The organism is Mesorhizobium sp. M0522, assembly GCF_040321085.1.
In the GTDB taxonomy this organism is placed as follows: Bacteria; Pseudomonadota; Alphaproteobacteria; order Rhizobiales; family Rhizobiaceae; genus Mesorhizobium.
In genome coordinates this window covers 14,561-27,803 of record NZ_JAMYQW010000021.1, presented here as the reverse complement: position 1 = coordinate 27,803, position 13,243 = coordinate 14,561, and the positions used below count along the sequence as shown (strand labels likewise).

General features: G+C 64.0%; 14 protein-coding genes. 5 read left to right on the top strand and 9 right to left on the bottom strand.

From position 1 onward, the window contains the following. Positions 1-1,833, bottom strand: a complete 1,833-nt coding sequence (locus tag NKI58_RS21315; RefSeq protein ID WP_352782769.1) for a DEAD/DEAH box helicase — start codon at positions 1,831-1,833, stop codon at positions 1-3. Positions 1,834-2,034: 201 nt separating this feature from the next. On the opposite strand from NKI58_RS21315, the gene NKI58_RS21310 reads away from it, so the two are divergent. Both NKI58_RS21310 and NKI58_RS21305 read left to right on the top strand, forming a co-directional pair. After that, positions 2,035-2,184 (top strand): hypothetical protein, encoded by a 150-nt coding sequence (locus NKI58_RS21310; protein ID WP_352450216.1) that lies wholly within the window; start codon positions 2,035-2,037, stop codon positions 2,182-2,184. A 106-nt stretch (positions 2,185-2,290) separates the two neighbouring features. Further along, entirely contained in the window at positions 2,291-3,325 is a 1,035-nt protein-coding gene (locus NKI58_RS21305) for an aspartate-semialdehyde dehydrogenase (protein ID WP_352782772.1), read from the top strand. 393 nt (positions 3,326-3,718) lie between these two features. Here NKI58_RS21305 and NKI58_RS21300 read toward each other — a convergent pair whose 3' ends face one another. Next, positions 3,719-4,126 carry an ACT domain-containing protein gene (locus NKI58_RS21300; RefSeq protein WP_352593757.1) on the bottom strand — a complete coding sequence of 136 codons (408 nt, stop codon included), beginning with the start codon at positions 4,124-4,126 and terminating at the stop codon, positions 3,719-3,721. A gap of 258 nt (positions 4,127-4,384) precedes the next feature. On the opposite strand from NKI58_RS21300, the gene NKI58_RS21295 reads away from it, so the two are divergent. Both NKI58_RS21295 and NKI58_RS21290 read left to right on the top strand, forming a co-directional pair. Continuing rightward, positions 4,385-4,795, top strand: coding sequence for a DoxX family protein (locus NKI58_RS21295; protein WP_352593758.1), 411 nt, complete (start codon positions 4,385-4,387; stop codon positions 4,793-4,795). Between the two features lie 191 nt (positions 4,796-4,986). Beyond that, positions 4,987-5,250, top strand: a complete 264-nt coding sequence (locus NKI58_RS21290; protein WP_023680734.1) for a YMGG-like glycine zipper-containing protein — start codon at positions 4,987-4,989, stop codon at positions 5,248-5,250. Positions 5,251-5,322: 72 nt separating this feature from the next. Here the strand turns inward: NKI58_RS21290 and rpsP are convergent, their stop codons facing one another. From rpsP to NKI58_RS21255, 7 genes are all read right to left on the bottom strand, one after another. Next, positions 5,323-5,724, bottom strand: a complete 402-nt coding sequence (gene rpsP, locus NKI58_RS21285) for a 30S ribosomal protein S16 (protein ID WP_352593759.1) — start codon at positions 5,722-5,724, stop codon at positions 5,323-5,325. A 50-nt stretch (positions 5,725-5,774) separates the two neighbouring features. After that, positions 5,775-6,101 carry a chorismate mutase gene (locus NKI58_RS21280; protein WP_352450211.1) on the bottom strand — a complete coding sequence of 109 codons (327 nt, stop codon included), beginning with the start codon at positions 6,099-6,101 and terminating at the stop codon, positions 5,775-5,777. Positions 6,102-6,108: 7 nt separating this feature from the next. Further along, the gene (ffh, locus tag NKI58_RS21275; protein WP_352570044.1) at positions 6,109-7,710 is read right to left on the bottom strand and encodes a signal recognition particle protein; all 1,602 of its coding nucleotides are present in this window, start codon (positions 7,708-7,710) and stop codon (positions 6,109-6,111) included. Positions 7,711-8,019: 309 nt separating this feature from the next. Continuing rightward, positions 8,020-8,988, bottom strand: a complete 969-nt coding sequence (locus NKI58_RS21270) for a CPBP family glutamic-type intramembrane protease (protein ID WP_352570042.1) — start codon at positions 8,986-8,988, stop codon at positions 8,020-8,022. A 151-nt stretch (positions 8,989-9,139) separates the two neighbouring features. Then, complete coding sequence (locus NKI58_RS21265; RefSeq protein ID WP_352782779.1) at positions 9,140-9,742, bottom strand: DUF1236 domain-containing protein; 603 nt, start codon at positions 9,740-9,742, stop codon at positions 9,140-9,142. Between the two features lie 63 nt (positions 9,743-9,805). After that, entirely contained in the window at positions 9,806-10,900 is a 1,095-nt protein-coding gene (locus NKI58_RS21260) for a zinc-binding metallopeptidase family protein (RefSeq protein ID WP_352570039.1), read from the bottom strand. Positions 10,901-10,990: 90 nt separating this feature from the next. Beyond that, entirely contained in the window at positions 10,991-12,238 is a 1,248-nt protein-coding gene (locus NKI58_RS21255; protein WP_352570037.1) for a flavin monoamine oxidase family protein, read from the bottom strand. 185 nt (positions 12,239-12,423) lie between these two features. Here NKI58_RS21255 and NKI58_RS21250 point away from each other — a divergent pair, with 185 nt between their 5' ends. After that, on the top strand, positions 12,424-13,224 hold the full coding sequence (locus NKI58_RS21250) for a lytic murein transglycosylase (protein WP_352570208.1): 801 nt from the start codon (positions 12,424-12,426) through the stop codon (positions 13,222-13,224). The last annotated feature ends 19 nt before the right edge of the window (positions 13,225-13,243 follow it).

The following is a 13,243-nucleotide window of genomic DNA, read 5'->3' as shown; positions in this document are numbered from 1 at the left end:
TTACCCTGGCCGTTTCTTCGATTTCTTGTGTTTCGCAGGTCCGCCTTCGAACTTCGCCTTGGCCGGTTTCCCGCCCCAGGGCTTCGCCTCGAATGCCGGGCGCTGGTCGTCCGGTGCGCGCTTCTCGAATTTGGGCGTGTTCTGATCGAAGGTGCGCTTGCCGCGGTGCGACTTCTTGTCGGGTCGTGGTTCCTGATAGCCGGCCCGCGACAAATCCGGCGTGCCGTCCAGCCGCTTGACCGCAATGTTGCCCTGCAGCTTGCGGTCGGGGCCGATCGCAGCGAGGAAACGCTCGGCCCAGTCCGCCGCGATCTGCACGAAGGTTTCCTCCTGCTGCATCTTGATGGCGCCGATCTCGCGCTTGGAAATGCCGCCTGTCCGGCACAGCATCGGGATCAGCCAGCGTGGCTCGGCATTCTGCCGGCGTCCGACCGACAGCGAGAACCAGACGCTGTCGCCGAAATCGTCGCGGCGGCTCGGTGCCTCGTCCCGGCGCGCAAATTTTTCGCCCGACGGCGTGAACGGTGCCACGTCGAGAAGATCCTCCGGCGCCGAGTGGCTGGAGCGGCACATCCGCACGAAGGCGGCGGCTACCTGTTCGGGCCCGTGCTGATCGAGAAGCGCCTCGACGAAGCCGCGCTCCTCATCCTTCATAGGCTCGCTGAAGACCGGATCAGCGAGAATGCGCTCGTCGTCGCGCCGTATCACGTCGTCGGCCGACGGCGGGCTCGCCCAGGTTGCCGCAAGGCCGGCACTTTGCAGCAGCCGCTCGGTGCGCCTGCGGGCACTATTGGGCACGATCAGCGCACTGACGCCCTTGCGTCCCGCACGGCCCGTGCGTCCGCTTCGGTGCAGGAGCGTTTCCGGGTTGGTCGGCAGGTCGGCATGGATCACCAGCTCGAGATTGGGCAGGTCGATGCCGCGTGCCGCGACGTCGGTGGCGATGCAGACCTTGGCGCGGCCGTCGCGCATCGCCTGTAGCGCGTGGCTGCGCTCGTTCTGGCTAAGCTCGCCGGACAGCGCCACGACGGAAAAGTTGCGATTGTTGAAGCGCGCCGTCAAATGGTTGACGGCGGCGCGCGTGTTGCAGAACACCAGCGCGTTCTTGGCCTCGTAATAGCGCAGCACGTTGATGATGGCGTTTTCGCGGTCCGCCTGGGCGACGCTCAGCGCCCGGTATTCGATGTCGAGATGCTGCTTTTCCTCGCCGGAGGCCGAGATGCGCACAGCATCGCGCTGGTAGCCCTTGGCCAGCGTGGCGATGGAGCGCGGCACGGTCGCGGAAAACATCAGCGTGCGGCGATCGGCGGGTGCGGCATCGAGGATGAATTCCAGATCCTCGCGAAAGCCGAGATCGAGCATCTCGTCGGCCTCGTCGAGCACCACTGCCTTGAGCGCCGACATGTCGAGCGAATTGCGGGTGATGTGATCGCGCAGGCGGCCGGGCGTGCCCACGACGATATGGGCGCCGCGCTCCAGCGCGCGCCGTTCGGTGCGCATGTCCATGCCGCCGACGCAGGACGCCACCGTGGCGCCGGTCAGTTCGTAGAGCCATTCCAGCTCGCGCGTTACCTGCAGGGCCAACTCCCGCGTCGGCGCCACGGCCAGCGCCAGGGGTGCCGCCGCGTGGGAAAAGTGCTCCGCGCCATCGAGAAGGGTCGGCGCCAAAGCCAGACCAAAGGCGACGGTCTTGCCGGAGCCGGTCTGGGCCGAAACCAGCGCATCGGCCTGGCCAAGCTCGAGAACGGCGTTCTGCACCGGCGTCAGCTCGACATAGCCGCGTTTTTCCAGCGCCTTTGCCAGCGCGGGAACAATAGCTTCGAAGTTGGACATCTTGCTCTTTCGAAATTCGGATTCTGAATACCCGGCGACGGGTCAAATGTCGGCAAGCGCCACAGACGGGCGCCACGAGCCAGACGATGCTCGTTCGTACTTGGTGCCGCCGTCATTGTACAGGGCGGGCGGGTCGGCCTGCTTGCGATTGACTCTAGACGTAAACCGCGTAAAAGCCGGCACCGAACGGGATAGTTTTCGATGCGCGGCCTTTTGATGGCGCTTTCTGCCTTCGACATCCCCGGCCCCAATGCGAACCATTGGGCCGGGCGCGTCGCTGCGTCTCCTCGTTCCAGCAAAATCACGTTCTTGCTCAAAAAAACCGGCAAAACGACCACCAAAACGGTCTGATTCCCTTGGCCTAACCACCCTCTCCCGGGTCCGGCCCGGGGGTTGAAACCCGCATCGGCCGGCGGGTTTTCTCCAGAAACCGAGCGGAGAGGGACAGGAGATTTCGATGAGTTTCAAGGTTGCGATCGTCGGCGCCACGGGCAATGTGGGCCGGGAAATGCTCAACATACTCGAAGAGCGCGGCTTTCCGGTGAGCGAGGTGGTGGCGCTGGCCTCGCGGCGCAGCCAGGGCACGGAAGTGTCGTTCGGCGACCGCACGCTGAAGGTCAGAGCGCTCGACCAATATGATTTTTCAGATACCGACATCTGCATCATGTCGGCCGGCGGCAACGTCTCCAAGGAATGGTCGCCGAAGATCGGCAAGCAGGGCTGCGTCGTCATCGATAATTCGTCGGCCTTCCGCTACGACCAGGACGTGCCGCTGATCGTTCCGGAAGTGAACCCGGATGCGATCTCGCTGTTCACGCGCAAGAACATCATTGCCAACCCGAACTGCTCGACGGCGCAGATGGTCGTGGCGCTGAAGCCGCTGCATGACGCGGCCACCATCAAGCGCGTCGTCGTCGCCACCTACCAGTCGGTCTCCGGCGCCGGCAAGGAAGGCATGGACGAATTGTTCACGCAGACGCGCGCGGTGTTTGTCGCCGACCAGGTCGACGTCAAGAAGTTCACCAAGCGTATCGCCTTCAACGTCATCCCGCATATCGACGTCTTCCTCGACGACGGCTTCACCAAGGAAGAGTGGAAGATGGTGGCCGAGACCAAGAAGATGCTCGACCCGAAGATCAAGCTGACGGCGACCTGCGTGCGCGTGCCGGTGTTCATCGGCCATTCGGAAGCGGTCAACATCGAGTTCGAGAAGCCGATCACCGCCGATGAGGCGCGCGAGATCCTGCGCGAGGCGCCGGGCTGCCAGGTCATCGACAAGCGCGAGGACGGCGGCTACATCACGCCGCTGGAATCGGCCGGCGAGGACGCCACCTTCATCTCGCGTATCCGCGAGGACTCGACCATCGACAACGGCCTGTCGATGTGGATCGTCTCCGACAATCTGCGCAAGGGCGCGGCACTCAATGCGGTGCAGATCGCCGAGCTGCTGGTCGAGCGCGGGCTGATCCAGCCGAAGAAGAAGGCGGCATAGTTCGCTCACGGCCGTATCGCCGCTAGCGCGGCTGGCCTCCGCGGGGACGCCGGACGACCGGCGGCCTGCGGTCGCAGGCTCGGCCTTCGGCCGCGATTTTTGCTCAGCTTGCTTTTCCGCTCACGGCCGTATCGCTGCTGTCGCGGCTGGCCCTCCGCGGGGGCACCGGACGACCGGCGGCCCGCAGTCGCGGGCTCGGCCTTTGGCGGTTGTTTCGCTCACGGCCGTATCGCCGCTACGCGGCTGGCCTCCGCGGGGGCGCCGGAAGGCCGGCGGCCCGCAGTCGCGGGCTCGGCCTTCGGCCGTTAGCGCCCTTCTCCCCGTTCACGGGGACAAGGTGCCGGAAGGCGGATGAGGGGCACAGGCGTCCAAATAGGCAGCAAGGCGACGGCGTCACAGCCGGTTCTCCTCCGCTAGGTCCAACAGCAACTTCAGCGCCTCCTCCGCCCGGTCGGCGGGCACGAACAAATGGTCGTGGTAGAAGGCCGAGACCGGATTGACGCCGATGCCGGCGGTGGCCAGCCGCGCGGTGATGGCGGCGAGGAAGCCGACCGCTTCCAGCGACGAATGGATGTTCAGCGTCAGCATCCGGCAGCGGAACACGGTTTTCAGTCCAGCGGCCTTGGCATGGTCTTCAAGCACGATCAGCGTCGTGCCCTCGCGCTCGCGAAATAGCATCACCGGGTGGAGCCTGTCGGGAACGGGCGCATCGGGTGGCAACGTGGTGAAGACATGAACGCCGGCAAGCAATTCCGGCGTCATTGCCGCCAGCAACTGTTTCAGGTCGGTCTCTCCGGCCATCGGTTGCTTTCGTTGTGCGATCAGGCGGCGGCTTCCGTCGAGCGTCGGAAGACACCCCTACGGATTTTCAATAACGCCCTCCATCTCACCTCGCAAGGTGGACTTGCCAGGTTCGTTGCCGGCTGAACTTGTACATCCGAGGTCGCCGTCCCCCGGAGTGAAAAAGAACTGGAGGCATGTCGGATCGCCGTCATGGGCCGCGTCCTTGGTTCGAGCTGGCGAAGGAGCCAGTGCTCACAACGACCGGAGGGAACATCAATGACCATGTCTCAGGCAGCACCCGTCTCACCGCGTGCCCTGTGGACCAGCCGCGTGCTCAGCGCCGTCATCGTGCTGTTCATGATCTTCGACGGCGTCATCAAGCTACCGCCGCTCGAAATCGTCACCCAGACCATGGTGCAGCTCGGCTGGCCGGCCGATGCCAATGTCTCGCGCATGCTCGGCACCATTGGATTGGTCTCGACAGCGCTTTACGCGCTGCCACGCACCTCGGTGCTCGGCGCCATCCTGCTCACCGCCTATCTCGGCGGCGCCGTCGCCACGCATGTGCGTATCGGCAGCCCTTTGTTCTCGCACATACTGTTCGGCGTCTATCTCGGCGCCGTCCTCTGGGGTGGCCTGTATCTGCGCGATCCAAGGGTGCGCGCGTTGTTCCCGTTCAGCCAATAGCGGCGACATCGAAAGCCGTTCGATGGTGGCCACGCCGCCAGAGCGGGCGCGGTCTGCCGCCGCCTTTCTACTCTTTGGATCAAATTGAGCGCCGCCGGGCGGCAGCCGATCTTCTTCTTTGGATCAAATCGCCTGGTTGCGAGTTAGGGGGTGCAGCGGCGAGGACGGCACCCTGTTGGAGAGGAACGACAATGAAAAAGGTGATGATCTTGATGGCCTTGCTGGTCCCGCTCGGTGCCTGCTCCCGTACTGAGCAAGGCGCGGCAGTTGGTGGCCTGGGCGGTGCGGCGGTCGGCGCTGCGGTGGCCGGCAACCCGACCAAGGGCGCGGTGATCGGCGGTGCGGCCGGCGCTTTGGCCGGTGCACTGATCGGCCGTGCCAGCGAAAGCGGCCAATGCCGTTATCGCGATCGCAACGGTCGTGTCTACGTTGCGAGTTGCCCGGAAGGCTATTGATCGGGCCGCATCATATGGATGCAATAGCAAAACGGCGGGCAGGGCCCGCCGTTTCGTGGTTGTGGAGATGATTTATTCGGCGCTGGCGGCTTCCGCCTCGGCCGGCGCGGCTGCGGCGGCGGCAACGGCCGCGGCGGCATCTTCCTGCGCCTTCTTCAGCAAGGCTGCGCGCTCCTGCGCCTTCTTGCCGGGCTCGGCCTTGTTCGGGTTGGAGCGGGCTTCGCGCTTGGCGATGCCGGCTTCATCGAGGAAGCGCAGCACGCGGTCGGTCGGCTGGGCGCCATGCGACAGCCAATGCTTGACGCGCTCGGCGTCGACCTTGACGCGTTCGCCGTCCTTGGGCAGCAGCGGATTCCACGAGCCGAGCGACTCGATGAAACGGCCGTCGCGCGGCGAACGCGCGTCGGCGACGACGACATGGTAATAGGGACGCTTCTTCGAGCCCGCACGGGCCAATCGGATTTTCAGTGGCATTTCTTTTCTCCTAAAAGCTCTGATTCGGTTGATCGGTTGGTGGCTGGTCCTCAGCCGGTTTTCGCTACGCCGTTGGATGCGGCGATCTGCTCGTGATGGCGGATCACTTCGCGGACGACGAAGTTCAGGAATTTTTCCGCGAAATCCGGGTCGAGATGGGCGTCCTTCGCCAGTTGGCGAAGACGGGCGATCTGCTCCTGCTCGCGCGCCGGATCGGCAGGCGGCAGGCCATGTTCCGCCTTCAGCACGCCGACTGCCTTGGTGCAGCGGAAGCGCTCGGCCAGCATGTGGATCAGCGCCGCGTCGATATTGTCGATCGAGGCGCGATAATTGGCCAGCGCCGCACGCGCGTCCGCCATGTCCTTCTCTTCGTTCATGGCGCCCTCACTTCTTCTTGCCGAGGCCAGGCAGCCCGCCACCGCCCGGCAGGCCGGGAAGTTTCATGCCACCGGGCAGCCCAGGCAGGCCACCGCCACCGGGAAAACCACCGGGCAGGCCCTTCATGCCGCCGAGCCCGGCCGCCTGGGCCTGCTTCTGCAAGGCTTCGAGCTGCTTGGGGTCCACCTTGGAGAGGTCCGGCATGCCGCCGCCCATCATGCCGCCTGCGCCGCCAGGCATCATGCCGCCGAGCCCCATCTTGGAAGCGAGGCCGCCCATCATGCCGCGCATCAGGCCGCCGCCTTTGCCCTTGCCGCCCATCGCCTTCATCATGTCGGCCATGCCGCGATGCATCTTCAACAGTTTGTTGATTTCGGCCGCGTCGGTACCCGAGCCGGCGGCGATGCGCTTCTTGCGCGAGTGCTTCAGAATATCGGGGTTGGCGCGCTCGGCCTTGGTCATCGACGAGATGATGGCGAGCTGGCGACCGAACATCTTGTCGTCGAGCCCGGCGGCGGCCATCTGGTCCTTCATCTTGCCCATGCCGGGCATCATGCCCATGATGCCACCCATGCCACCCATTTTCGACATTTGCTGAAGCTGGCCGGCGAGGTCGTTCAGGTCGAACTTGCCCGACTGCATCTTCCTGGCCATCGCCGCGGCCTGTTCGGCGTCGATGTTCTCGGCCGCCTTTTCGACGAGGCTGACGATGTCGCCCATGCCGAGGATGCGGTCGGCGATGCGCTTGGGGTGGAATTCCTCCAGCGCGTCCATTTTTTCGCCGGTGCCGATCAGCTTGATCGGCTTACCGGTAACGGCGCGCATCGAGAGCGCCGCACCACCGCGGCCGTCGCCGTCCATGCGGGTCAGCACGAGGCCGGTGATGCCGACGCGCTCGTCGAAGCTTTTTGCCAGATTGACGGCGTCCTGGCCGGTCAGCGAATCGGCGACCAGCAGGATCTCGTGCGGCGACGACATCTTCTTGATGTCGGCCATCTCGACCATCAACGGCTCGTCGATATGGGTGCGGCCGGCGGTGTCGAGGATGACGACGTCATGGCCGCCGAGCTTGGCCGCCTGCACGGCGCGGCGGGCGATATCGACCGGCGTCTGGCCAGCGACGATCGGCAATGTGGCGATCTTGACCTGCTCGCCGAGCTGGCGGAGCTGCTCTTGCGCGGCGGGACGCCGCGTGTCGAGCGAGGCCATCAAGACTTTCTTGTTTTGACGGTCGGCGAGGCGCCTGGCGATCTTGGCCGAGGTCGTCGTCTTGCCGGAACCCTGCAAGCCGACCATCATGATGACGACCGGAGCCGGTGCATTGAGGTCGATGGCGACGCCCTCGGCGCCGAGCATCTCGACCAGCTCGTCATGGACGATCTTGACGACCATCTGGCCGGGCTTGATCGACTTGACCACGGCGGCGCCGACGGCCTTCTCGCGCACCTTGTCGGTGAAGGAACGCACCACTTCCAGCGCCACGTCGGCCTCGAGCAACGCACGGCGCACCTCGCGCAGCGCCGCCGAGACATCAGCCTCCGACAAGGCGCCGCGGCCGGTGAGGCCGTTCAGGATCGAACCAAGACGTTCCTGTAGCGATTCAAACATTCTTTTTCCTTTTCCCTGGCACCCGGATGATGCCCGAGAGGTAATGCGTTCGCGCCAACTGTCCAAGCAAAAGCCGGTCCGGGCAAAGCCCAAAGCCAAAAAGCACCCGGGGGCGCACAGCGCTGCCGGGTGTTGGCCTCCGGGATCGATTTACAGCACTTCACCTCAAAGAGGTTTCGGCGTCCCGGTCGGTTTGCTCGGAGGAATACTCGTCGCGGAATTCGCGGCGTGTAGACAGGAAATCGGCCGCAGAGTCAAGCTTTGGTCAAGCTTTGCGTCAAATAGCTCAGGACGACCAGGCAATGCACATCAGCGCACGCTGCCGGCGCGCGCCATATCCGGCTCGACCTTCAGCGGTGAGCGCGGATGCAAAAGCAGCAGAACGGTCAACAGGCTGCTGACGATGCCGATCGAAGCGATGAGGACGGCGTCTGAAGTCGTCCAGCCGGCGGCTTCGAGCGGCTTGGCGTTGAACAGGGCGAAGGAATTATAGCTTTGCTGGTGCGAAATCAGCAGGAAGCCGGTCAGATTGTTGCCGAGATGGGCGCCAAAGCCGGCACCGAGATTGCCGGTTGCATAGACCAGAAGCGTCAGCAGCAGCGCAAAGGCGGCGATCGAGGCCAGCACGCAGGCATTGATGGCAGCGCTCGAACCTGGGCTCCAGTGCAGGGAGGTGAACAGCAATCCCGGCAGCAGCGCCCAGATGAAAGGGTTCTGGAACCGGCTCGCCAGGCCCCAGAGCAGATAACCGCGAAACAGCATCTCCTCCGACGAGGTCTGCAGAAAGGTCAGGGCGGCGATCGGGATCAGGAACGAAAGCCACGCGGACAGGCCGATCGTGCCGCGCGCGATGTCGGGCTGCAAACCATAAAGCAGGATCTCGGAAAGCAGCGAGGTGATCAGCACTGCGGCCAGCCCTTTCAGGAACCCCGCCCAAGAAATGCGCCGGCTGACGCCAATCAGGGCGGTCAGCTTCTCGCGATGGATCCAGCGCATGGCAGCCCAAAGGCCGAGCCAGATTCCGGCAAATGAAGCCAGCGCCGCGAGGATGCCCGCAGGAGAGGCCATGAAATCCTGCACCGCTCCTCCACCTGGCGGGGCGGTGCCAGACGATGCCTGCCAAACGGCAAACGCATAGGTGCCGCCGAACAGCACGGCGGCAGTGGTTCCGAGCCAGAACAGGATGACGACCACCGTCCCGAGCAGGAGGCGCGGCAAGGTGGCCTTGTCGTTGGCGGCGTGCCGGTACTGTTGGAAGGCGGTCGGGTCGATGATCACGCGGGCTCGCTGGCTGGTGCTTCGGCTCGCAAGGTCTAGAACATCGGCCCCAATGTGGAAACCGGTATTGCATCGGCAATGCCGGCCTGTGGCAATATCGGGGTTTGTGAGCGGCCGCCGCTACTGCAGGGCGACCGCCCTGTTGGTAACGTCAGCGCACGACGTACATGATGCGCCTTGTGTCCGGATCGATCAGCGCCGGCTGACCGTTCACGTAGACGTAGCGGTAGTCATAGTCCGGAATCTCGCGTAGCTCGACGGTGTCGGGCAACGTCGCGCCCGTGACCACCTCGCCCTCGAGATAGACCGGATCGAGCCGATGCGTACGGACATAGGTACGGATTTCGGCCGGCGGTCTCCGGATAGGTTCGATCGCCTCGCCGGCGACGATTGCTCCGGTATAGCTGTCGGAATACTCGACGCTATCGGCGGGCGGCGTCACGATGGCAATGTCGGCGCTGGCCGGACGCTGTGTCAGGACCACACGGCTGCCGCCGAAATCGGCCGTCACATAGTCGGAATAGACCCAGCCCTGGCCGTTAGCCTCTGCGATAGTGCACCATTTGCTGTTGGCGATGCAGCCGTCGAGCGTCGCCGACTGGCCGGCCGCGAGCACGCCGATCACCGGATATTGCGGGCCGGGGCCGGCGCGTACATTGAGATCAGTGATGGCCGAGACGGCGGTGTCGGCCAATGCAGGGCCCGACATCGCTATGAGCGCTCCGGCCACCGCCGGAAACAATATGCGTTTCATGGTCTTCTCTCCGTTTCACAGTCCCTTGGCACGGAAAACGAAGCAAAGCCGCATGCGTTCCGGCTAAAAGGCTTCGGCCGGCTCACGATTTGTTCCAGTCGTTTTCGGCAGGTCGGTCAAAAGCTCGTGAACAAAAGCAAGTTTTTGCGCCGCCACGTCCGAGATGACGAAGGGATAGAGATCGGGCAGGCCCATGCAGCGGTTGATCGAGTTGGACGCCTCCGACAGCACCAGCCAGCGGTCGAGAATCCTTTCGAAAGGCTCTGGCCTGGAGGCGGGTTCCGATGGTGCCGGCTGCAGCTTGCCGCCGGTATCGGCGCGCGGCAGCTCGTTGGCTTCAACGGTTTCCAGCCGGCCGAGCGGGAAATTCAGGGCATGCACCATCTCCAGCGTGTCGGTGATGTGCATGTGATGCGCCCATGTCTCGGCCCAGTCCTCCCATGGGTGCGACGTCGCATAGGCCGAGATATGGCGCTGCTGCCAGTCGGGCGGCGCGCCATCGGCATAATAGGTCTTCAGCGCCTGTTCGTAGCCGGCGCGCTCGTCGCCGAACAAAGCGCGAAAACCGGCAAGCTTTTGCGAATTGTCGCGGATCAGGCGGTCCCAGTAATAATGGCCGAGCTCATGGCGGAAATGGCCGAGCAGCGTGCGGTAGTTCTCGCCCATCTCGACGCGCCGCCGTTCGCGCTCTGCCGAATCCGCCTCGGCGACGTTGAGCGTGATCCGGCCGTTGTCATGACCGGTCAGGATACGTTCGCCGCCCGGACCGCCGCCGATCGGATCGGCAAGAAAATCGAAAGCGAGACCGATCTCGTCGCCAACGTCCTGCTTGGGTGCGACCGGCAGGCCGAAGGCGAGCAGCGAATAGACGGCACGCTTCTTTGCCGCCTCGACACGGATCCAGCGGCGGCGGTTGCCGTCGACCGACAGATCCGGGATCAGCTGGTTCAGCGCACAGGCGCGGCAGAAGGCGTGGCCGGGCTCCGCCATCCAGTTGCAGGCGCATTCGTCGGCATTGGTGCAATGGAAGACGTCGGCGCCGGACAGCGCGAAGCGCGCATGCTCGGGATCGTAAAGCACGAGGCTGGCGCAGTTCAGGCATTGCGCGTTCTCGAAATAGAGACGGTGGCCGCAATGCGGGCAGTCGAAAAGCTTCATTGGCGTCTCAAATCATTCGAAATGCGGAGGACGATACGAGCAGGAGAACGCCAAACGCCTGTCAGCTGCCCACGTTCCTGCCGGCCGATGCTATTTTGCCGCAAGCTGGGCGACGACCTCCTTGGCCACTGCCTCGCCCGACAATCTGGCGCCGCCGCAGGTCTGCATCAGCGGACCGGCCAAATGCTCGCCGGCGAAGAAGATCTTTTCCGCCACGGGCTGCATCAGCGTGGCGCGCGCTTGCGAGCGGCCGGGCCGCGCCGCCGCATAGGCGCCGCGCACGAACCGCTCAGCGCCCCAATTGGTCATCATTGCGCGTCCGACATGCTTTCGTATGTCGCCGCCAAAAATGCCGCAGAGCCGGTCGACGACGAAGTCGATGCCAGCCGCCTCGCCCGCCGCCGACATCTCCCAAGCGAAATCGCCGCCGACGAAACCGACCATCAAATCAAGGTTGAAGGGAAAGCAGAGGAAGTAGATGTCGTGCCGTGCCAACCGCTCGATCAGCAAATCGTCGAACGGCTCCAGACCGAGCCTTGTACCGGATATTTCGACCGGCAGCTTGGTCAGCATGCCCATCGGCAGGTCGAAGAGGGCGGCGAAATGCGCATCGGGGAGTGCAGGCGAGAACGCAATCTCCTCGAAGGCGAGCACTGCCGGCGAGGCGGTGACGATGACCGCCTTGGCGCAGATGGTACCGCGATCGGTGACGCAGGCTACGCCCGGCCCATCCCAGAGGATCTTGCGCACCGGCGTCGACAGCTCCACCGGCACGTCGGCGCCGAAGCGGGCAACCAGCGTACCGAAGCCTTCCCCGGTGAAATAATTCGGATCGAGATCGGCGGCGGCCTGAAAGTCGCGGATCGATATCTCGTCCTCGTCGGCGCCGAAATCCATCGGCCCCGCGAAGGTTGCGGCGGCGCGCGGCGCGTGTCCCTTGGCGAGCAATGCCGAAAGGCGGTCATCGTCGCCTTCCCTCACCTGATGTGCCGCCACCAGTTCGAACAGCCTTGCGTCGGCCACCTTCATCGCCGCCTCCTCGGCTTCGCTTGCCTTTCGCTCACGGTAATAGAGATGATCGACATTCATGTCGTGGTGATGAAGCGTCCAGGCAGCGGCCTTCGCCTCGGGAAAGTAGGGATTGCGGTCCGCGGCATGCAGCCAGGCGCAGCCGATGTCGAACGGCACGCCGAAATGCTGGTCGCTGGTCCAGGCGCGGCCGCCAATGCGGTTCATCGCTTCCAACAATTTGAAGGAAAAACCGGCAGCGCGCAGGGTCTTGGAAGCCGAAAGCCCGGCTGAACCGGCGCCGATGATCACGACATCAACGTCTTCCATGCTTATTCTGTCCCCGCCACAATAATTACTTGATCGTAGGCAAATTCCCGGGCATCCGCCAGTGTGGTGGATTTGAAGTTCCTGCTGTATTGAGTGCATCGGCGCAGCGCCGGGACAGTGACAAGCAGGTGTTTCGCAGGCAAGTTCGCAATTGGGAACGTGATTCAGGCAACCAGGAGAGCAGCATGGCATTTCTTGCCAAGGGGAAGATGTTTGTAGTGGCCACGGTGGTGGCGGTGCTTGCGCTGGCGACGGGCGCGCAGGCGGCGGCCAGCTGTGGCAAGAGCGGCGCCGGCTTCGAGGCATGGAAACCGGAGTTCGCCGCGGAGGCGAAGGCCGACGGTGTCGGCTCGAAGGGTCTGGCCGCTCTGTCTCGCGCAACCTACGCGACAAAGACGATCTCCGTCGACCGCGCCATCCATAAGGCTTTCAGCGGCTCGGTGGAAGCTTTCATGAAGCGCCGTGGCGCGTCCGCGATCATTGCCAGGGGCCGTGCGCTGAAGAAGGCCAATGCTGCGCTGTTCGACAAGATCGAACGGAATTACGGCGTGTCGCCGGGCGTGTTGCTCGCCATCTGGGGTATGGAGACCGGCTTCGGTTCCGCCATGGGCAACCAGAATACGGTCTCCGCCATTTTAACGCTGGCCTATGACTGTCGCCGTCCGGAGTTCTTCTACCCGCATGCCATTGCGGCCCTGAAGCTGGTTGATCGCGGAGCGTTGAGCGCCGCGTCGGTCGGTGCCGCGCATGGCGAGATTGGCCACACGCAGTTCCTGCCCGGAAATGTTTTGGCATATGGCGTAGGCAACAAAAACCTGCGCGACAAGGCCACTGCGTTGGCTTCTACCGCCAACTTCCTCAAGGGTCATGGTTGGCGACCGGGCGCCAGCGCGCAGGCGAATATCGGCGCAATTGCTGGCTGGAATTCGGCGAGCGTCTATCAACAGGCCATCGCCCGCATGGCCACGGCGATCGATGCCGACTGACAGGATATAAACGCAAAAA